The sequence below is a fragment of the Paenibacillus sp. Paensp38 genome (assembly GCF_059491915.1).
Map to the genome: position 1 here is coordinate 1,721,202 of NZ_CP168516.1, position 19,766 is coordinate 1,740,967.

At 46.5% G+C, this 19,766-nt stretch carries 23 protein-coding genes; 21 read left to right on the forward strand and 2 right to left on the reverse strand.

Annotated features, from left to right (window positions below; all coding sequences use genetic code 11):
• Window positions 1-29: 29 nt before the first annotated feature.
• Both hisC and ACEN8J_RS07880 read left to right on the forward strand, forming a co-directional pair.
• Window positions 30-1,133: a histidinol-phosphate transaminase gene (gene hisC, locus ACEN8J_RS07875; protein WP_495594398.1), complete on the forward strand. Its 1,104-nt coding sequence runs from the start codon at window positions 30-32 to the stop codon at window positions 1,131-1,133.
• Window positions 1,134-1,159: 26 nt separating this feature from the next.
• Entirely contained in the window at window positions 1,160-2,248 is a 1,089-nt protein-coding gene (locus tag ACEN8J_RS07880) for a prephenate dehydrogenase (RefSeq protein ID WP_495594399.1), read from the forward strand.
• Window positions 2,249-2,444: 196 nt separating this feature from the next.
• Here the strand turns inward: ACEN8J_RS07880 and ACEN8J_RS07885 are convergent, their stop codons facing one another.
• Window positions 2,445-3,059 (reverse strand): class I SAM-dependent methyltransferase, encoded by a 615-nt coding sequence (locus ACEN8J_RS07885; protein WP_495594400.1) that lies wholly within the window; start codon window positions 3,057-3,059, stop codon window positions 2,445-2,447.
• A gap of 682 nt (window positions 3,060-3,741) precedes the next feature.
• Here ACEN8J_RS07885 and ACEN8J_RS07890 point away from each other — a divergent pair.
• The 8 genes from ACEN8J_RS07890 to ACEN8J_RS07925 all read left to right on the forward strand — a co-directional run bounded on the left by ACEN8J_RS07890 (window position 3,742) and on the right by ACEN8J_RS07925 (window position 9,466).
• Entirely contained in the window at window positions 3,742-4,338 is a 597-nt protein-coding gene (locus ACEN8J_RS07890) for an RNA polymerase sigma factor (RefSeq protein WP_013310707.1), read from the forward strand.
• Complete coding sequence (locus tag ACEN8J_RS07895) at window positions 4,335-4,961, forward strand: hypothetical protein (protein WP_029517350.1); 627 nt, start codon at window positions 4,335-4,337, stop codon at window positions 4,959-4,961. Before ACEN8J_RS07890 ends, ACEN8J_RS07895 begins: the two co-directional genes overlap by 4 nt.
• 70 nt (window positions 4,962-5,031) lie before the next feature.
• A complete protein-coding gene (locus ACEN8J_RS07900) occupies window positions 5,032-5,634 on the forward strand; it encodes a histidine phosphatase family protein (RefSeq protein WP_029517351.1) in 603 nt (200 codons plus the stop codon).
• 166 nt (window positions 5,635-5,800) lie between these two features.
• Window positions 5,801-6,910, forward strand: coding sequence for a hypothetical protein (locus ACEN8J_RS07905; protein ID WP_069012435.1), 1,110 nt, complete (start codon window positions 5,801-5,803; stop codon window positions 6,908-6,910).
• Window positions 6,911-6,962: 52 nt separating this feature from the next.
• Window positions 6,963-7,469: a gamma carbonic anhydrase family protein gene (locus tag ACEN8J_RS07910; RefSeq protein ID WP_069012436.1), complete on the forward strand. Its 507-nt coding sequence runs from the start codon at window positions 6,963-6,965 to the stop codon at window positions 7,467-7,469.
• Between the two features lie 22 nt (window positions 7,470-7,491).
• Window positions 7,492-7,671, forward strand: a complete 180-nt coding sequence (locus ACEN8J_RS07915) for an IDEAL domain-containing protein (RefSeq protein WP_013371655.1) — start codon at window positions 7,492-7,494, stop codon at window positions 7,669-7,671.
• 172 nt (window positions 7,672-7,843) lie between these two features.
• Complete coding sequence (locus ACEN8J_RS07920; RefSeq protein WP_029517354.1) at window positions 7,844-8,488, forward strand: DUF1405 domain-containing protein; 645 nt, start codon at window positions 7,844-7,846, stop codon at window positions 8,486-8,488.
• A gap of 132 nt (window positions 8,489-8,620) precedes the next feature.
• Entirely contained in the window at window positions 8,621-9,466 is an 846-nt protein-coding gene (locus tag ACEN8J_RS07925) for a sporulation protein YpjB (protein ID WP_495594401.1), read from the forward strand.
• Between the two features lie 76 nt (window positions 9,467-9,542).
• Here ACEN8J_RS07925 and ACEN8J_RS07930 read toward each other — a convergent pair whose 3' ends face one another.
• Window positions 9,543-10,412 (reverse strand): YitT family protein, encoded by an 870-nt coding sequence (locus ACEN8J_RS07930; protein ID WP_029517356.1) that lies wholly within the window; start codon window positions 10,410-10,412, stop codon window positions 9,543-9,545.
• Window positions 10,413-10,625: 213 nt separating this feature from the next.
• Here ACEN8J_RS07930 and ACEN8J_RS07935 point away from each other — a divergent pair, with 213 nt between their 5' ends.
• From ACEN8J_RS07935 to panD, 11 genes are all read left to right on the forward strand, one after another.
• Window positions 10,626-10,955: a nucleotide pyrophosphohydrolase gene (locus ACEN8J_RS07935; RefSeq protein ID WP_029517357.1), complete on the forward strand. Its 330-nt coding sequence runs from the start codon at window positions 10,626-10,628 to the stop codon at window positions 10,953-10,955.
• Window positions 10,956-11,005: 50 nt separating this feature from the next.
• A complete protein-coding gene (locus tag ACEN8J_RS07940) occupies window positions 11,006-11,524 on the forward strand; it encodes a tetratricopeptide repeat protein (protein ID WP_029517358.1) in 519 nt (172 codons plus the stop codon).
• 31 nt (window positions 11,525-11,555) lie between these two features.
• Complete coding sequence (gene dapB, locus ACEN8J_RS07945) at window positions 11,556-12,359, forward strand: 4-hydroxy-tetrahydrodipicolinate reductase (RefSeq protein ID WP_029517359.1); 804 nt, start codon at window positions 11,556-11,558, stop codon at window positions 12,357-12,359.
• Window positions 12,360-12,415: 56 nt separating this feature from the next.
• Window positions 12,416-12,850: a methylglyoxal synthase gene (gene mgsA, locus ACEN8J_RS07950; RefSeq protein WP_029517360.1), complete on the forward strand. Its 435-nt coding sequence runs from the start codon at window positions 12,416-12,418 to the stop codon at window positions 12,848-12,850.
• Window positions 12,850-13,542, forward strand: coding sequence for a bacillithiol biosynthesis deacetylase BshB1 (gene bshB1, locus ACEN8J_RS07955; protein ID WP_029517361.1), 693 nt, complete (start codon window positions 12,850-12,852; stop codon window positions 13,540-13,542). The genes mgsA and bshB1 overlap by 1 nt, the downstream gene beginning before the upstream one ends.
• A gap of 84 nt (window positions 13,543-13,626) precedes the next feature.
• Window positions 13,627-14,790, forward strand: a complete 1,164-nt coding sequence (bshA, locus tag ACEN8J_RS07960; RefSeq protein WP_029517362.1) for an N-acetyl-alpha-D-glucosaminyl L-malate synthase BshA — start codon at window positions 13,627-13,629, stop codon at window positions 14,788-14,790.
• Between the two features lie 55 nt (window positions 14,791-14,845).
• A complete protein-coding gene (locus ACEN8J_RS07965) occupies window positions 14,846-16,168 on the forward strand; it encodes a CCA tRNA nucleotidyltransferase (RefSeq protein ID WP_029517363.1) in 1,323 nt (440 codons plus the stop codon).
• The gene (locus ACEN8J_RS07970; protein WP_495594402.1) at window positions 16,161-17,135 is read left to right on the forward strand and encodes a biotin--[acetyl-CoA-carboxylase] ligase; all 975 of its coding nucleotides are present in this window, start codon (window positions 16,161-16,163) and stop codon (window positions 17,133-17,135) included. Before ACEN8J_RS07965 ends, ACEN8J_RS07970 begins: the two co-directional genes overlap by 8 nt.
• A 346-nt stretch (window positions 17,136-17,481) precedes the next feature.
• Window positions 17,482-18,390 carry a 3-methyl-2-oxobutanoate hydroxymethyltransferase gene (gene panB / locus ACEN8J_RS07975; RefSeq protein WP_039271112.1) on the forward strand — a complete coding sequence of 303 codons (909 nt, stop codon included), beginning with the start codon at window positions 17,482-17,484 and terminating at the stop codon, window positions 18,388-18,390.
• Window positions 18,387-19,325: a pantoate--beta-alanine ligase gene (gene panC, locus ACEN8J_RS07980; protein WP_069011505.1), complete on the forward strand. Its 939-nt coding sequence runs from the start codon at window positions 18,387-18,389 to the stop codon at window positions 19,323-19,325. The genes panB and panC overlap by 4 nt, the downstream gene beginning before the upstream one ends.
• The gene (gene panD / locus ACEN8J_RS07985) at window positions 19,318-19,701 is read left to right on the forward strand and encodes an aspartate 1-decarboxylase (protein ID WP_013371641.1); all 384 of its coding nucleotides are present in this window, start codon (window positions 19,318-19,320) and stop codon (window positions 19,699-19,701) included. Before panC ends, panD begins: the two co-directional genes overlap by 8 nt.
• The last annotated feature ends 65 nt before the right edge of the window (window positions 19,702-19,766 follow it).

Consider the following 19,766-nt stretch of genomic DNA (forward strand, 5'->3'; position numbering starts at 1 on the left):
AGTTCTGATTGGATAGAGGAGGTAGGGGCATGCAACCTAAACCGCATATTGTACATTTGCCAGTATATCAGCCCGGTAAACCGATTGAAGACGTAAAACGTGAGCTGGGACTCAATGAAGTCATCAAGCTCGCCTCGAATGAGAATCCGTATGGTAGCTCTCCTAAAGTATTGCAGGCTATTCAGCAGGAGTTTGCTAACATTAGTGTGTATCCTGATGGAAGTGCGGTAGCTTTGACACAGGCACTAGCTAAACGGACGGGTTTAAAAGAGGAACAGTTTATCTATGGCTGTGGCTCTGACGAAATTATTGCGTTGATTACGCGTGCTTTCCTCCTTCCTGGAGAAGAAAGCATCATGGCCGATCAGACATTTTCCGTGTATAAAAGTAACGTGGAAATTGAGGGAGCGGTTGCAGTTGAGGTGCCTTTGCGTGATGGTGTACATGATTTGGATGCTATGCTGTCCCACATCAATGACCGTACAAAAATTATTTGGATATGTAATCCAAATAACCCGACGGGCACGATTGTACCCGAAGCGGAGCTGATTGCGTTTTTGAACCAAGTACCAAAGCATATCATGGTTGTGCTGGATGAAGCTTACGCCGAGTTTGTGACGGATCGTTCTTATCCCGACGGCATTCGTTTGTTGCCAGTGTATGAAAATCTGGTTGTACTTCGCACCTTCTCCAAAATCTATGGCCTTGCTTCGCTACGCATTGGTTATGGTATGGGAGCTGAGTCAATTATTCGCTTGATAAATCAGGTTCGTGAACCGTTTAATACTTCACGGGTAGCACAGGCTGCGGCTATTGCTGCTTTGGAAGATCAGGAATTTGTTCAAGAATGCCGGGATCGTAATGCAGAGGGCAGAGCTTATTTGCAAAATGAGCTGAAGCGTCTGGGATTGGAGTCTTTCCCAGCACATGGTAATTTTATTATGCTGGATGTACGTCGTCCATCCGGTGAGGTATTCCAGGAGTTGCTTCGTAAAGGTGTGATTATTCGCGCAGGTCATCACAAATATCCGACATATATTAGAGTGTCCGTTGGATCACAACCGCAAAATGAGTTGTTTATTCGTGCGCTGGAACAGGTCCTGGGGGCGGAAGCGGCGAAAGTACGCCTATAATTTCCGCAGATGGGATTTGATAATTGATGAAGATTGCCATTTTCGGCGTGGGACTGATAGGTGGGTCCCTCGCACTTTGTTTTAAAGGGAAGCCGGATATTTCGGTTGTCGGCCATGCCCATCTCCCTGAACTGATGGAACCGATGTTAAGCCGTGGTGTCGTGGACACCGCGACTCTTTCGGTTGAAGAAGCGGCAGAGGATGCCGATTTTATTTTTTTATGCGTACCTGTGGGCTTATTGGAGTATTATCTCGAACTGTTAAGCAGGCTACCGCTTAAAGCGGGTTGTATTATCACTGATGTAGGCAGCACGAAATCGGCAATTGCCAAAAAAGCATCAGAAATTTCTTTGCGCAATGCTTACTTTATCGGTGGTCATCCGATGGCCGGTTCGGAGCGTTCCGGTGTAAAGGCTGCTTCCGCGTTGCTGTTTGAAAATGCATATTATGTGCTTTCCCCGGCAGAGGGTGTGCCTGAGGAAGCATACTGCTCGCTGGAACGTTTATTAAAATATACTAATGCTCATGTTGTGCGTGTCGAACCAGCTATGCACGATGACATTGTCGGTGCGATTAGCCATCTTCCGCACATTATTGCAGCAGCGCTGGTGAATCAGGTGCGAAAGCACAATGATGATAATCCGTTGTACCGTACATTGGCTGCCGGTGGGTTCCGTGATATTACACGGATAGCCTCTAGTGATCCGGTTGTGTGGCGGGACATCTTACTGAGCAATCGTGAAGTTTTACTAGGTCTGTTGGAAGAATGGAACGGACAGATTGAGCGTTTTACCCATTTACTGAGAATACAAGACGGTGAGGGAATCGCTGACGAGTTTTTAACAGCTGGGCACTTCCGCAGTGAACTGCCAGAGCGTCGTAAAGGAGTCATCGTCTCCACGTTTGATCTGTATATTGATGTACCGGATACCCCAGGGATTATCGGGCGAATTGCTATGGAACTGGGGAATCACAGCATTAATCTGAGCAATATGCAAATCATTGAAAGCCGGGAGGATGTCCCAGGCATCATGCGGCTTTCCTTCCGTCAAGAGCAGGATTGGGAGCGTGCCAAGACACTGCTGGATTCGATGGGCTATAAAGTGGTGGTATAAAGGGTGAAGAAAGTATGAGTTTTCGTTAAAGGAGGGGCTCCGCTCCGCTTCTCCAGATTCAAATGAACCTCTACGCTATGGTTCGCCTTAAAAGCACCACACTTTCTGGGAGTGAAGTAGTAAGAAAAAATCTAAAGCGGGTGAAGGTTCTCTTCGCTCGCTTTTTTGTTACTTGAAGAGGTAGTGGAGCTACGCGTTATTTTGTAATTACTATCTTTCTATACATACCGTTGAACATTATAGGTGCATCCTCTTTGATCCGCAGTTTTGTTTTTTGGGTTTCAAACAGTTCTTCAAAATTCAACCCTATATCGGTTCCTAACACCTTAATAACGGGCCTTATCGTTTTTTTGAATAATGAGGGCTTTTTTCCTTTAGGAGAAAACTTATCGAAAATAATAATTTCCCCGTCTTTTTTCAAAACCCGCACCATCTCATCGAAGCATTTATTTGCGTTAGGTACTACTGAGAGAATTAAACTTCCTACTACTATATCAAATTGCTCATCCATAAAATTCATTTGTTGAGCATCCATTTCCAAGAATTTTATGGAGTTTTTGGCAAATTTATCTTTTGCTTTGTTAAGCATTTCAGGTGAATAATCTATGGCAGTAATATCCAGCCCGTAGTGATTTATTAATTCTAAATCTGCTCCAGTTCCTACACCTACAAAAAGTATTTTTTGCTCGCTATTAAATGACTTTTCTTGAAATATGATCTTTCTAGAATTGAGGAAGCTACCTGAATTGAAAAAGTTATCATAAATTGGAGACCAAATCTTATATACAGCCTTGTTCCACTTATTATTCATTTCCTGCCCCCTATCTATTGAAAAAATTAATTATATAATAATGTGTTTTAATAGGACAACCAAATAATTGGTGAAATATTGATGTATTTTATCAACCCACATATGGGGTAGGTGAGTAAGGTAAAGAGGAGTATTGGAAAACAAAAAAAAGACCACCCGGGTAAAGCCCCGGGTGGTAGCTACTTTTAGTGAAGTAGCTGAGTAGGATAGGAGTGGAGAGAAACCATACTGTACTTTTATTATATGTATACGTTTTCATTTTGTCAATGTTTTTTTAAAGCGTTTTCTTTTTTTGTGTAATTATCCTTATTGGTTTATTTGATGGCACGCTTTCAGTAGGTTTGTCATTTAATCTTGAAAAAATTTAAAATCCATTGAAAAGCTGTATAAATGAATTAGTTGCCAGCGTTAGGGAGGCATTGATGGAAATCGTGGGGATTTTGGACTTTTTTACTGGCGGTCATTTTGTGGTACAATGGGTAAGTCCATTTTGGACGTTGAATATTGTTGGGGATAGCACCGTTAATGTTGGCACTACATAGGGTAAGAAAATAACAAATGTTCCATGATGCTGTTTCATCCATTTGCGCAGAGGGCGCAACTTTTTTTGACCTGTTCGGTATATATAGACAGAATCGAACGGGAAAACAGCACATGTATGGGCGAGGAGGGTCTCACTCGGATGATGACAGATTCCCAGATGATTCAGGAAATCAAACAAGGTAATGTTGAGGTTTATTCAGAATTAATGAGGCGTCACCAACGTAAAATTTTAGCTTTTGTTTATCATATGCTGAAAAGTTCGAACCTGGAAATGATTGCTGAGGACTTATGCTCGGAGACGTTTTATAAAGCGTATCGGAGCCTGCACTCTTTTCGCGAGGTAGACGCATCGTTCTCCACTTGGTTATATACAATTGCACGCAATACGGTGCTAAGTGAGCTTCGCAAGCACCGTAGCGGTCAGGTTCCATTGGAGGAGAGCGGTTATGTACCGGTAGCTCCATCGGATGTAATTCCGGAGCAGGCTGTCCTTCGCGGTGAGAAGGTAGAGATGGTTCGTGAAGCGATCAATAGATTGCCTGAGAAGCAGCGATCTGCGCTGATTTTGCGTGAATATGAGCAATTAGATTATCAGGAGATTGCGACTATTTTAGGACAGACCGTCAGTGCGGTGAAGTCGTTGCTTTTCCGGGCAAGAACCAGTGTGAAGACGCAGTTGGAGCCTTATTTTTTTGAGCCTCTCTATGAGGAAAACGAAGGGATGAGCAGCCAATGAAATCCAGGGACACTGAGGATTTGTTCGCTACAGGCAAAAATGTATCGAAACAAGACTCGGAGCGCAGACGGGCCAAAAGCTCGTCTGCTGGGTGGGAACATGGTTCGGAAGAAAAAGAGTGGGATTTGTCAAAAGAAAATCGATCCGCTATTCGTGATATTTCCTTTGAAATAACAGATGATAAGCTAGAGGCCATGAATCGCAGAGTCATGGATCGAATTTATGAAGAATCACCGTGGCTTGTTCCGGGTGAGCATCGACGTGCGCGTGTGAACCCAGCAGCCCGTAAGTATATGTCTGTATGGATCGCTGGCTTCTTGGCCGTATTTTTATGCAGCTTTTTGTTTTTGAACTGGAATGGAAGCTCCTCTAAGGAAAATCCCCCTCAAGCAGCTCCTGTCATGGATACGGGTATTTTACCGACAGGCCTGTTGGAAACTACAAGTACATCTCCACAATATCAATACCACATTAAAGATGTGAATAGTGGCATTATGGACCCGCTGGTTGCTAGCATTGTTCCTACTTATCCGCAATACTGGATGCTGTTGTCTGTATTGGCACTTGCGCTTGCTTTATTTTCTCTGGGCTGGATCCATCGGACGAGAAGGGTCAGAAGTTAGCAGGACAGCTGGACTCCAATATGAATTCATAACAATGCCTGAATAACAAAACAGCGGAGGAAAAGACACGATGCTTATTGGCTTAATCAGACATGGATTGACGGATTGGAATGCGGTAGGGAAAATCCAGGGCCACAGTGATATTCCGTTAAATGAGGAAGGACGCCAGCAGGCACGCTTGCTTGCAGAACGATTAAAGAGAGAGTCTTATCATTGGGACGGGCTTATTACAAGTAGTCTCTCCAGAGCGAAAGAGACCGGGGAGATTATTGCTTCTGCTCTGCATCTTCCGTTGCTAGAATCTGATGATCGACTAAGAGAACGTGCTTATGGTCAGGTCGAGGGCATGACACAGGCCGAGCGTGAAGAGAAGTGGGGAGTCGACTGGCATCTGCTGGATCTAGGGCAGGAAAGCGATGCGGATCTTCAGCTTCGCGGGCTAGGTTTTATGGAGGCCATTTGGACGGAAAATCGGGACAAGAATCTGCTGGTCGTTTCCCACGGCGGTTTTTTGGCTAATTTGTATAAGGCTCTGTATCAGGAAAAATTCACGGAACGAATCGGCAATTTGTCACTTAGTATACTTCAGCGTGAGGATATGGATTGGGCACCACTTTTGTATAATTGCACGAAGCATTTGCAAGAGAAAAGTGACTGTAACTCAAAAAGTTAGTAAAAGACCACGGCTTCTACTCATCGTAGAAGTCGTGGTCTTTTTTGTTTTTTAATTATACCTTTGCAAAAAAAGAGGTTTAGAGTTTGAACAATCCGTCAAAGCTGTGGGTACAACAGGTAAGAATCAATTCCGGATGACAGTCCAGTGACGAGGCGATGGAACAATGAATCTGGCGGATATGCTGACATTTGCGGATATTGTGCATTTGAACAGAATCGCGGTGTATTACGATTGTGACTGTAAACCTAATTCCAAGCATGAGTTGATCCAGGGGATTTTGACGAAGCTCGGCAGCAGTAGTTTTTTTGAGGCGCAGGTCAAGGAGCTGAGGTTGTCAGAGGTAAGGTTTTTGAACGCACTGCTGTTCGATGACCGACCGTATTTCAGCATGGAGGAATTGATTGCAATAGCCAAACAGTCTGTTGAGGAGGACGAAAATCCTGGTGAGCGGCCAAGAGATATTGTGACCCGTCTGCGTTCTAGTGGCTGGTTGTTCAACGGTTCGACGCACAACACGAGGTATTTGTTCCAAATTCCGTTGGATATGAAGGAGCGTTTTCGACGTGTTATGGTACATGACTTCCAAAGCGGAATGACACGGGTAAGCGAACCGTCATCGTACCGGGATGAAGGGCATCTACTGGCAGAGGATTTACGGCTTTTCCTTCAATACATGGGGCAGCATGAGGTTCCGCTAAATCCCGAGGGGGCTTGGTACCGTCGCAATCAGCAGCAGCTGATGGAGCATTTGCACATTGCGGAGCCGCTTTTGGGTAAGGGAGGATGGCGTTTCGGGTATGGTTCCTCTTTTAAGTTTTATCCAGACCGAATGGCCCTACTGTATGATTATGCCCGTCACTCCAAGTACATCGAGGAGAAAGGGGACCAGGTTGTGCTGACAGCAAAGGGAGAAGCGCATCAGGAGCATACAATTGAGGAAGAAATGATACAGCTATTCAGGTTTTGGTTAAGACTGTATAAAGGAGCCGTTCCTAATTTGCTTTCTCTAGTCTACTGGATTGGAGAATGTGCCAGGCCGTGGACGTCCTCAGAGTCGCTTTTTGTACATATCGGCCCACTGATTCGACCGTTTTACTATGATACGCCCCGTTCGGTCTTTGATCAGAGAATTATACGAATGATGCTTCACTTGGGTATGCTTCGTCAGGGTGAACATCCGACGGGACCCTCTGTACAGATGACAGCCTGGGGGCTGAAGTTGGCGGGAGAGTGCCGCATTGGGCGGAACGACTCGGGTATACGGCTCCATTGACAAGCAACACACATGTTGATAGAATTTCACCCAAAATGAGAGGGTGAAGTTGATGCTGATTCACTATAACGGAAACATGCCACAGCTCCATTCATCTGTCTATGTGGCAGAAGGAGCAAAAATTGTCGGAAAAGTAACGATCGGCCAAGATTCCTCTGTATGGTTTAATGCCGTACTGCGCGGAGATATGGCGCCTATCTTCATCGGTGAACGCTGCAATATTCAGGACGGTGTCGTGGGACATGTGAACACGGATCAGCCCCTGTTGCTGGCGGATGACATTTCGATAGGTCATGCTGCAATAATCCACGGTTGTATGGTAGGCAAAGGCACTTTAATCGGTATGGGGGCCATTGTACTCAACGGAGCGGAGCTTGGTGAATATGCTTTAATAGGAGCAGGGTCGGTCGTTACGGAAAATACCAAAATACCACCCTATACTCTTTCTCTCGGTACACCTGCCAAAGTGGTGCGCGAATTGACAGATGCAGATTTGCAGCGGATGTCACGAACGGCACTCAGCTATGTGGCGAAAGGAAAAGAATATAGGATCTCTTAAACTCATGTTGGAGGTGCATCCTATGGATAAAATGAAGGTTACTTATGAAGTAATGTTGGGCCTGTCTGCTGAAATGGTTTTGGACGAGGCATTACGTAAACACCGGAGTGAAAAACTCTACAAGGATATTGATGAGGCGCTGGCCTCCGGAGATGAAGTAGCTTTTCGTCATCTTACGGATGAGCTGAAAGCAATGAGTTAGAATAATCTTAGGAACCCTAAGTTGGATTTCAGACCAATTGTTAGTTCGAGATCATAATCATCAAACCTGACTGTAGCGGCGGTCAGGTTTTTTTGATACGCTTGGATATGATATAGTCTTTGTAGGATGGGCCTGTACAAGGCAACCGTCGTATGAACGGAGGATGAAGGGCGTGTCGTTATCTTATTTGTGGAGCCGGTCGTTCTTGACGAGCCGGCCTTTTTTGTGGCTGCTGTTCTGGTGTAATCTGGTAGGAACAGTGTATGGGTACATATGGTATGGGGGGCAGTTGGAATATACTCTAAATTATCATCCGATGTGGCAGATTGTATTTGTGCCTGATAGTCCGACGGCGAGTCTGTTTTTTACGATCTCTATAGCATTTTTGCTCTATTCTCCGCGTCTCAAGAGCTTGAAGGTCATTCGACAGATCATGGAGGCGTTGGCTGTTGTCACGAGTGTAAAATATGGCATATGGGCTTCAGCTATTATTTTTTGGGGAGTTGCGCAGGGCGGACATATGATATGGCAGGATTGGATGCTGGTGGCATCTCACACGGCAATGGCGGTCGAAGCGTTACTGTTCGTGCGTTTTTTCACCTGCAAATGGGCTGCTTTATGCCTAGCCGCACTCTGGACATTGTTAAATGATACGATGGATTATACATTTGGTATATATCCGTATCTTCCAAAGACGCTAATGGATAATGTACCGCAAGTGCGTGCGTTTACCTATATGCTAACCCTTGTCAGTATCGTAGCAGCATGGCTTGCCATGTTTGCGCGCAATCGAATGAGAGTAGAAGTGAAGAAATAGAAAGGAATCCGTGATGATCATAAAATAAGAAAGAGCTTTAATCATTTAGCTACACAAAGTTTTGGTTTTGATTTTGAAGAAAGTTCTAGTCCCGGTAACCTTGCCATACAGTAAGGTGAGGAGGGATGTCCCATGATTAGGGGTCAGACGTTTCAAATTACGATACGTATTGTTTCGAGTGTTGTATTATCTATGGTCCTGCTGCTGTCCGTCTGCGTCCCTCCAGGTGTGGCAGAAGCGCATGATCAATCAAAACCCATAGGAAATACAAAAGAAATTGAGGAACTGGATCATGCAGCTGCGATACTGTACCGGGATGTGATGGACGGGAACATTGAAAAAGCGCGCGCGGATGTAGCCGAGGTGAGTCGATGGTTTGGCACCGGACAGGTGCAGGCAGCGTTATCTGTAGAGGCCATTCATGCTTTGTCCGGCAGCATCCTTGAGGTGCAGCAAGCTACACAGTCCGTCCAAGTATCACCAGATGAGTGGGTGAAGGCTGCGGCCAATTTACGACTTGCGACAGATGCGCTTGCACATCCGCGTCAGCCCTTATGGCAGCAGTATTATAAGATTTTAAAAGAAGATGTTAGCGGTTTGAACAGCCAGTTTGCTAAAGGTAACATGAAGGGTTTCAAAGCTGGAGCCGCAGTGCTGGAGGACCATTATGAGACGATTCGTACAGCAGCATTGATACATGGCAGAACAAGTGAGGTTGTCCGGGCTGATTCATGGATTTCCTACGTCAAAGGATTGGGGGATCAGCAATACGCAGATGCCTCAGCGATTAGAGGGGCGTTGGATCAGGGAAATCCGACGTTTAATGCCTTGTTTGGACGTGAAAAAGACGCCACTGCACTGGCGCCATTTATCCCGCGTGAAAGTGAGCGCCGGGCAGAATTGGCAATCGGCATGATTGTTCTGCTGGCGCTGGTCTATGCAGGTTATCGTAAATATCGAGCTGGTTTCTCTGGATAACGATGCAAATTCGAACATTCGCGTCGTTGGCTGCTGAGCCATCCATATAGATTAGCCCATCGCCCGGATTTCCGGGCTATTCCTCTTTGAACCCCTCTCCATGTACATCATGCACATCCTGTATGATAATAAACGCCCGTGGATCAACCGATTTAACAATTTGGTGCAAACGTCGTATTTCCTGACGAGGCACGACACAATAGGCAACATGCTTGGCCTGCTTGGAAAATGCACCTACAGCCGGAATAATAGTAACTCCGCGATCCATGTCTCTAATAATAATATCCGCAATGTCCATCGTGTGGTCGCTGATAATCATAAAGGCTCTGGCGGAATAGGCGCCTTCTTGTATAAAATCAATAATCTTGGACGCGATGAACACGGCGACTAATGTATATAGAATTTTTTCTTTTGGTATGTAAAGTAGTGAAGCACCGATAATGACGATATCAATGACCAGCATAATCCTTCCCATACTCCAGCCAAACTTCCGGTTTAGAATACGAGCGATTATATCCGAGCCGCCCGTGGTGCCGCCAAAGCGGAACACAATACCTAATCCGGCTCCAAGCGTAACCCCCGCATATAATGAAGAAAGTATAAAATCGTGTTCAGTTTGAAATGTTCCCATCCATCCGAGATGAATCATTTTTTCATACAACCACAGAAAAAAAGTGAGCGACCCAATACCTACCCCTGTATATAGAATTTGCTTGCCCCCAAGCATTTTCCATCCAATTAAAAATAAAGGAATGTTCAGAAGCAATGTGGAGAGAGAGGGTGAAATCGAAAAAGCATAATTGAGCAGCAGGGTGATCCCAGTAATACCACCTTCCATCAGTTTACTGGGTATAATAAAATAAAGCAGACCGAATGCATAGATGGCGGTCCCGAGCACAATGGGTAAAATCATTTTAAGCTGTTCCATGGACTTGGATATCTTCATATAATCCCTCGCAGTAGCAGTTTAAGGAAGAACGACTTCATGCTGATTTTGCTAATCGCAGCTCCTTATATGTAGTATACCTTTTTACGGTAGCTTTAAAAGACTGATGACAGTAAGTTGGGGTCATAAGTTCACAATTAAAAAAAATTTGTTTTAAAATGTGCTTTACGATAACATATGAATAAACCTGCACATGGGGGGATTGCGTGTTTCATGGAAAAATCATTAGATGAAATTCAACGTGAGGTAGACCAGTATATATCTCAATTTAAGGAAGGGTATTTTAGCCCTTTAGCGATGTTGGCCCGGATGTCTGAGGAAGTCGGGGAACTGGCGAGGGAAGTCAATCACTCCTTTGGCGAGAAACCGAAAAAAACGGATGAGGCGGACAATTCCATTGAGCTGGAGCTGGGGGACATTTTGTTCATCACCATCTGCTTTGCGAACTCGCTAGGTATAAATTTGACCGAGGCACATGATAAGGTTATGCATAAATTTAACACACGTGATGCGAATCGTTGGACCAAAAAGGACACCGATTAGGCGCTTTGTACATATGCTGTACCAAACCGGTTACCCGGAGGTGCAGTGTCATGAAGGCGGAGGAATACGTTCAGAAAGCTTATCAGTGCATTTTGCAGAACGATTTTGAGCAGGCCGTGGAATGGTTTGAAAAAGCAATTTCAGCTCAGCCTGATCATGCGGAGCATTATTTCCGGTGCTCGGTTACCTATGCTCGTAGTGGTCGTTTGGAGCAGGCTCTCGCATATGCAGAGCATGCGGTTCGTCTCGCTCCACAGCAGGATGAATATGTTCTCCATCTACATGCGCAGGAAGCCAGGCAGCATACGGAGAAGGCCAGAAAAATGCTGGATGTCGACAGAGCTACGCCGCAGGTGCGTCAGGATGCGATCTTGTTACTGGAACGAGCAATAGCCCTCGATCCGTTATGTGGGGATGCTTTTTTGCTGCTCGCATTGATTTATGACGAAATGAATGAGTATAAGCTGGCTGTGCAGGCTGCTCGTGAGGCGGCTGCACTGTTTCCTCACAATGTGCAGCTTGCCAACCTCATGAAGAAGTTATGCCAGCAGATGAATGAACAGATCTAGCACAAATGGATGCATAAGGAGTTGTAGGGATATGTCAGAACCAATAAAAGTGGCTGTTGTAGGAGCAGCAGGGCGTATGGGCCGTGAAGTTGTCAAATTGGTTCTTCAAGATGAGGAACTACAGCTTGTGGCCGCAGTGAACAGAACACATGCCGGCAGTGATGCCGGCCTTCTCGTCGGACTACCGGAAGCGGGTATCGCTATTGTGGAGGATGTGGAGCAGGCATTACTGGATAGCCGAGCGGATGTCATGGTCGATTTTACGGGGCCGCGTTTTGCATATGCACATACAGAGCTTGCTATCAAGCATGGAGTTCGTCCGGTTATCGGAACAACAGGGTTTACTCCCGAACAGATTGATGAACTGGACAAGCAGTGTCGTGAGCAGCAAATTGGTGGTCTGATCGCGCCAAACTTTTCAATTGGCGTCATTTTGATGATGCGGTTTGCGGCTCAGGCAGCGAAATACTTCCCACATCTGGAAATTATCGAATATCATGGTGACCAAAAATTGGACGCGCCATCGGGCACAGCCATTAAGACCGCAGAGCTGATCGCCGAACAGCGTGAAGAGCTGCGACAGGGTAACCCGGAAGAGGAAGAAACGTTAGAAGGATCACGGGGAGGTTACTATCAAGGGTTTCGTGTCCACAGTGTCCGTCTTCCCGGTGTGTTCGCACAGCAAGAAGTGATATTCGGAGGGTTTGGACAATCTCTGAAGATTCGTCAGGATTCTTATGAACGGGCGGGCTATATGCCGGGTGTTAAAATCGGTATTCAGAAGGTCATGGAGCAGCCAGGGCTTGTATATGGATTTGAGCATTACATCGATTAAGAATACGCGAATGATTGGACGAATGAAATTATAGAATGAGGCAGGAGGAACTTCGAATGTTAAAGATTGCATTTATTGCGCATGACCGAAAAAAGGATGAAATGGTAAATTTCATAACGGCCTATGAGCATGTTTTTACAGATCACAAGTTATTTTCAACAGGTACAACAGGTCTGCGTATTATGGAGCAAACCAAGCTTGAAATTCACCGTTTCATGTCCGGGCCGCTTGGAGGAGATCAGCAAATTGGGGCCATGGTTGCGCAAAATGACATGGACTTGATTATATTCTTGCGTGATCCGCTCATGGCACAACCGCATGAGCCGGACATTAGTGCCTTGTTACGTTTGTGTGACGTGCAGGGGATTCCTTTGGCGACAAACGTTGCAACTGCTGAAATACTGGTGAAAGCGCTAGACCGAGGCGATTTTGCTTGGCGTGAGCTGGTACATAAATATAAACCGGGCATTGACCAGCAGGGTGATATATAATGACGCTGGACATCCTGATTTTCGGAGCTCATGCTGACGATGCAGAAATAGGAATGGGAGGCACGATTGCCAAGCATACAGCCGCTGGTTTAAAGGTGGGCGTGTGCGATTTGACGCGGGCTGAAATGTCATCCAATGGTGATGTGGATACTCGTATGTCAGAAGCTGAACATGCTTCGAAAGTGCTCGGGCTTGCTGTGCGGACGAATTTGGGTCTGCCTGATCGTGGATTATATGTAACTCCTGAACATGTAGCTGCAGTTACAGCAGAAATCAGGCGCCATGCACCGAAAGTCGTATTCGCTCCTTATTGGGAGGATCGGCATCCAGACCATGTCATGTGTAGCAAGTTGGTGGAGGAAGCGGTATTTAACGCGAAGTTGCGACGTTTTATGCCAGAAAATCCTGCGGTACAGGTAGAGCAATTATATTTTTATTTTATCAATGATATTGGCAGAACGGATTTGATTGTGGATATCACCGAGCATTATGAAGTTAAGGAACAGTCGTTATTGAGTTATGCTTCGCAATTTCAGGCAGCGCCTGGAAAGGATACAGTGTCCACACCATTAAATCAGGGATATGTGGAACGCGTAAAAGCTCGCGACTCGTTGTTGGGTCAGCGCAAATTGATTTCGTATGCGGAAGGCTTTGCGTCCAAAACGCCATATCTGGTTAAGCTATTCACATAAGAATTCTATACTTGAGCATTTTGCAGAGTGTTAAAATAAATCGGCAGAAAAGTTATCACTGGTGATCGGAAGGAGGCAGCTAGCTTGAATGACAAACTGAAAATTGGGATTACCTGTTATCCGTCGCTGGGTGGTTCCGGCGTAGTGGCTACTGAGCTGGGCAAGTTGCTGGCAGAAAAAGGGCACGAGGTTCATTTTATTGCCAATAGCATTCCGTTCAGATTAGGCGGGACGTTTCAGAAAAATATTTTTTATCATGAGGTTGAAATTAACGATTATTACGTGTTTAGATATCCGCCCTATGATTTGTCACTGGCGACCAAAATGGCCCAAGTCGCACAAATGAAGAATTTGGATGTACTCCATGTTCATTATGCGGTACCACATGCAGTATGCGCTTACTTGGCGAAGGAAATGGTGGGTGATCATCTGAAGGTGGTAACCACCCTACACGGTACGGACATTACAGTCTTGGCACAGGATGAGTCGTTGAAGGACCTGATTCGGCTGGCTATTAACAAAAGTGACGCTGTGACGGCGGTTTCCAAAGATTTGATTCGGGAGACGATAGATGCGCTGGAAATTACACGGCCTATTGATTTAACCTATAATTTTGTAGATAAACGGGTGTATTATCCACGAGATGCCGCTGCGCTTAGAAGAGACTTTGCCCAACCGCATGAAAAAATAATGATGCATATTTCCAATTTCCGTCCTGTCAAAAGGGTGGGCGATGTGTTGGATATATTTGAAAGAGTGCAACGAAAAGTGCCTGCGAAGCTGCTGCTGGTGGGGGAAGGACCGGATCTACCAAAAATCCGTTGCAAAATTGAGGATTTAGGACTTCAAGACAAGGTCTTCTTTTTAGGTAAGCAGGATCAGATCGCAGAAGTGATTTCTATGGCGGATGTGCTGCTGCTTCCCTCGGAAAAAGAAAGTTTTGGTTTGGTTGCGCTGGAAGCAATGGCCTGTGGAGTGCCGACAATCGGTTCTCAGGCCGGAGGAGTTCCTGAACTCGTTGTGCATGGAAGTACGGGGTATCTTGCTGAAATTGGTAATACTGAGGCGATGGCTGATTATGCAGTTGAGCTGTTGTCCGATGAAGCGATGGCGGAACGTTTCCGTGAAGCGTGTCTGACCCGCGCCCGTACCGTTTTTTGTGATGAGCTGATTACCCGTCAATATGAAGAAATCTATTACCGTGTGTTGGGACGCGAGGTGCCGGATCTTAAACCGATCAGCGTTTAAGGGGGCGGACTCGCGTCCGTTTTTTATATTGAATACTTGCAAAGGGGGAAACCCTATGAATACAAATACTTGGCAATGCGCTGACCAAGAGATGGCACTTCATGGCAGAGAGGTCATACATACACTAACAGCAGCAGGCCACGAAGCTTACTGGGTTGGCGGCTGTGTGCGGGATGAGATATTAGGACGAGCTATTCATGATATGGATCTGACCACTTCGGCTGAGCCTGAACAGGTCTTAGCGCTATTCCCTCATGTTATTCCGACAGGAATCCAGCATGGGACGGTAACGGTTATGCAGGGTGGCCATGCGTTCGAGGTGACCACTTTTCGTACAGAAAGCGGTTATGCCGATCACCGCCGTCCAACGGAAGTTGCCTTCGTGAAGGATATCCGTGAGGATCTGATGCGACGGGATTTTACTATGAATGCGATTGCGATGGCAGAACACGGAGAGCGGGTGGACCCGTTTGGGGGAGGAGCCGATTTGCGAGCTGCTCTCGTTCGTTGTGTGGGACGAGCTGAGGAACGCTTTGAGGAGGACGGGCTGCGAATGCTGCGTTGCATCCGTTTTGCCTCTGTATTTCGGTTCCGGGTGGCCTACAATACCTGGAAAGGTATGATCCGTCGCAGAGAGGGACTTCGATATATAGCCATGGAACGGGTACGAGTCGAGTTAGAAAAGATGCTAGCGGGGCCTGACCCATTACGTGGATTGGAGATGCTGGGACGTAGCGGATTGCTTGGCTGTACGAAGGTTCCGGTTCCCTGGGAACAATGTGACGCACAGGCGCTCAAGGAGATCGTGCAGCTGCCAGCAGAGCTACGGTGGGGTCTGCTCCTTATGTCTTGTAGACTTAGCTCCGAGGCAGCGGACGAGCTATTAAGAGCTTGGACCTTTTCCAACGCCGTACGTTTGCGTTTGGTTCATTTATTGGAATGGGAGACCGAGCTCATCAGCCATGCTGTTGCCATAGCTGACAACTCTGTTTCGAGAGATTCTGACCCTATCAACGACGAGGTACTGCGTCGTAACTGGATTCGATTGTTAATTAAGCTGGGAAAGGATACAGCTTCAGACTGGCTGGAGCTTCACAAGACACTGCCTTCTTCGTTCCGTGGATTACCACCGTGGGTAGAAAAGCATGTGAAGAAGATTGCCGAACTGGCAAACTCGTGGACACAGCAGGCTGTCGTCGTTCGTATCAAAGATTTAAATATTACTGGAAATGAACTGGTTCAGGCAATGAATCGACCAGGTGGACCTTGGCTGGGGCAGATGATGGAACGGCTTTTACAAGCGGTCGCTTGCGGAGATATCCCGAATGAAACAGAAACATTGCTTCAGGAAGTGAAACGGGTGATGAGTAGTGAATAATCATGATAGACTGTTAGGCATACTGGAGGAAGGTTCATCCGATTACGTATCTGGTGAGGAGATTAGCCGACGCCTCTCCGTTAGTCGCACAGCAATATGGAAGCAAATCAACAAACTGCGTGAGCTGGGTTATAATATCGATGCCTCTTCGCGCCGGGGCTATCGGTTGATATCTCGGCCTGACCGATTGGAAGTATCCAAACTGGCAGATCTATTAACTACACAATCGTTTGGCCAGCGTATCATAGTGCTGGATTCGACGGTATCCACTCAGCAGGATGCTATGCGTTTAGCAGAAGAGGATGCGCCGGAGGGAACGGTAGTGCTGGCAGAAGAACAGACGGCGGGTCGGGGACGTCAGGGACGTAAATGGTATTCCCCTCGCGGCAAAGGGATATGGATGAGCATTGTATTGCGCCCCACCCAGCCCTTAGCTTTTACCCCCCAGCTAACGCTACTTACAGGTGTAGCAGTGTGTAGAGCCATTCGTCGGCTGACGGGTGTGGAGGCAGGAATCAAATGGCCAAACGATCTGTTGATTCATGGTCGCAAAGTATCCGGTATTCTGTTGGAATCTGCAACAGAGGATCAACGGGTCCGCTACTGTATTGCAGGGGTCGGCATTGACGTAAATTTAAATAAAGAAGATTACCCGGAAGAGCTATCCCATGTAGGGACATCCTTGAAAATAGAAGCAGGGCTTGAAATTGACCGTACTGCACTGATTGCTGCAGTTCTGGAAGAAATGGAGCTGCTAAGTAAGTTGTATGCCGAGCAGGGGTTCCAGCCCATAGCCATGCTGTGGGAGGCGTTATCCGTGACGATGAACCGCAGCGTTCGGGCACATATGGGACAAGGAATAGCGGTAGAAGGTACAGCGGTGGGCTTGGACCCTTCAGGGGCACTAGTGATAGAAACGAACCAGGGTGAGCGGATTCAGGTTATTTCAGGGGATATACAATTGTAGAAGCGACCCTAGCTGAGTATACGACCACAATCTTTCTGTTTCCTGTGTGAAACTTCACGTGAAAAAGCTGATGTTTTTTGTTATACTGTGCAGGAGGCGGCATCGGACGGTCCGAGCTGCACTCCAAGGGCACATTGCTCTACTTTAGCAAGTTTGTAAGACCATCATAACTTCATTTGAAGGTTACGTTGGATTCTGCTCTGAGCCGAACAGGACCGAGACAGAAGGGACGATCTCAAAATGAGTGTCTTTTTTGGCTGTTCGGACCTTTTGATGACGCAGATGTACAGGCGTTCATAAAAGGTTATTTTTTGTGCCAAAAAAAGATGGAAGGGAGCCATTCGCGATGGCAGGAAAACAAGCGCTGAATATTGTAAAAATGAAAAAAATGAAGCAGGAGGGCATTCCGCTCAGTATGCTGACCGCCTATGATTATCCATCGGCTAAGATAGCCGAGGAGGCGGGAATTGACATCATTCTCGTGGGGGACTCGCTGGGTAACGTAGTTCTTGGTTACGATTCGACCATCCCTGTGACCTTGGATGATATGGTGTACCATTCCCGGACAGTTGCAAGAGGCGCTGAGAATACATTTATCGTAGCGGACATGCCTTTTATGACATATCACGGCAGCATATCCGAAAGTCTTCAAGGCATCCGCCGTCTGATGCAAGAAGGACATGCGCATGCTGTTAAATTGGAGGGCGGAGCTGAAATTACCGATGTCGTAAAAGCGACTGTTCAGGCAGGTGTACCTGTGCTGGGACATATCGGGCTTACTCCGCAATCAGTTAATCAAATTGGTGGCTATCGCATTCAAGGTAAGGACGAAGCAGACGCACGCCGGTTGATGGCAGATGCCAAGGCATTAGAGCAGGCGGGTGCCTTTGGTATTGTCTTGGAATTGGTGACTGAGGAAGTGGCAACGGCGATTTCTAAAGAACTTTCCATTCCAACCATTGGAATCGGTGCAGGACGTGGATGTGACGGTCAAGTACTTGTTTATCACGATCTGATTCAGTACGCATCTCCTTATTTCAGCAAACGCTTTGTTAAAACCTATGCCGATGTAGGCGGCTTGATCCGTAGCAGCATTGAGCAGTATGTGAGTGATGTGAAAGGGCGGGCATTCCCGGCCGCAGAGCATGTATTCAGCGCGGATGACCGTGTTGTGGAGTCCCTGGAGTCCTTGTACGGACAGGCAAAAGGACAAGCGCAGAAACAAGCTAAGGAAAAGGTGGAATCTCAGTCATGATCATCGTAAGAGAAGTGGCTCAACTACGCAAGGTTATTGCCGAACGTCGGCAACTTGGAGCCAATGGAGCAAAAACGGTACACGATTCTGCCTCTTTACTGCAACATAAAGTCGGCTTTGTACCAACGATGGGATACCTGCATGAAGGACATGCGAGCTTGATGCACAAGGCGCGTGAAATGGCAGATACGGTGGTGCTTAGCATTTTCGTAAATCCGATCCAATTTGGACCGAATGAAGATCTGGAAAGCTATCCCCGCGATGAAGCTCGTGATTTGGAGGTAGCACGGCGTGAGGGCGTGGATATTGTATTTTTGCCAACTGTAGCAGAAATGTATCCACAACCAACCCAAACCAAAATTCGTGTATCCGCTTTGACAGATCGCTTGTGCGGTGCTTCCCGTCCCGGCCATTTTGATGGTGTGACTACGGTGGTAGCCAAGCTTTTTAACATGATAGGTCCTGATTTGGCCTTTTTTGGGATGAAGGACGCACAGCAGGTTGCTGTGCTCCAGCAGATGGTGACTGATCTCAATATGAACGTGACTATCGTACCTTGTCCCATCGTCAGAGAGGCGGATGGTTTGGCCCTCAGCTCCCGTAACGTGTATTTAAGTGCAGAACAGCGCGAGCAGGCATTGGTGCTGTCCCAGTCACTGCGTAAGGTGCAAGAAGTGAGCGAAGATATTGTAACAAACACAATTACGATTCGTCAGTTACATCAAATGGTGGAGTCCACCATTACTTCCTCTCCTTTAGCAGACATTGATTACATTGAAATTTTAACTTTTCCCGGTCTGGAGCCCCTTCTTCCCGAGCAGCGGCTATGTGATGTTCAGGAAGACATCATCGTAGCGCTAGCTGTGAAATTTGGCAGTACCCGACTGATTGACAATATAAGAATACAGAAGGCGGAGGTGCTTTCCCATGTTTAGAACCATGATGAAATCCAAAATTCACCGCGCTACGGTTACGGAAGCTAACCTGAACTATGTGGGGAGTATCACTATAGATGAAGATCTCATGGAGACATCGGATCTGTTGGAGAATGAAAAGGTTCAAATTGTAAACAATAACAATGGAGCTCGACTGGAAACCTATGTTATCCCCGGACCGCGTGGGAGCGGTGTGATCTGTCTCAACGGTGCGGCAGCTCGTTTGGTGCAGCCTGGTGATACAGTCATTATTATTTCCTATGCTTCCATGTCAAATGAAGAGGCCAAAACATACAAACCAACAGTGGTATTTGTTGATGAACATAATAAACCAGCCCAAACGATGAACAAAGAAGTACATGCGACGATCATGTAATGAATGGGAGTGCGGATGAAACCCGTCTTTTAAGCGAAAAATGTGAGTGTATTAATCCATCTTTC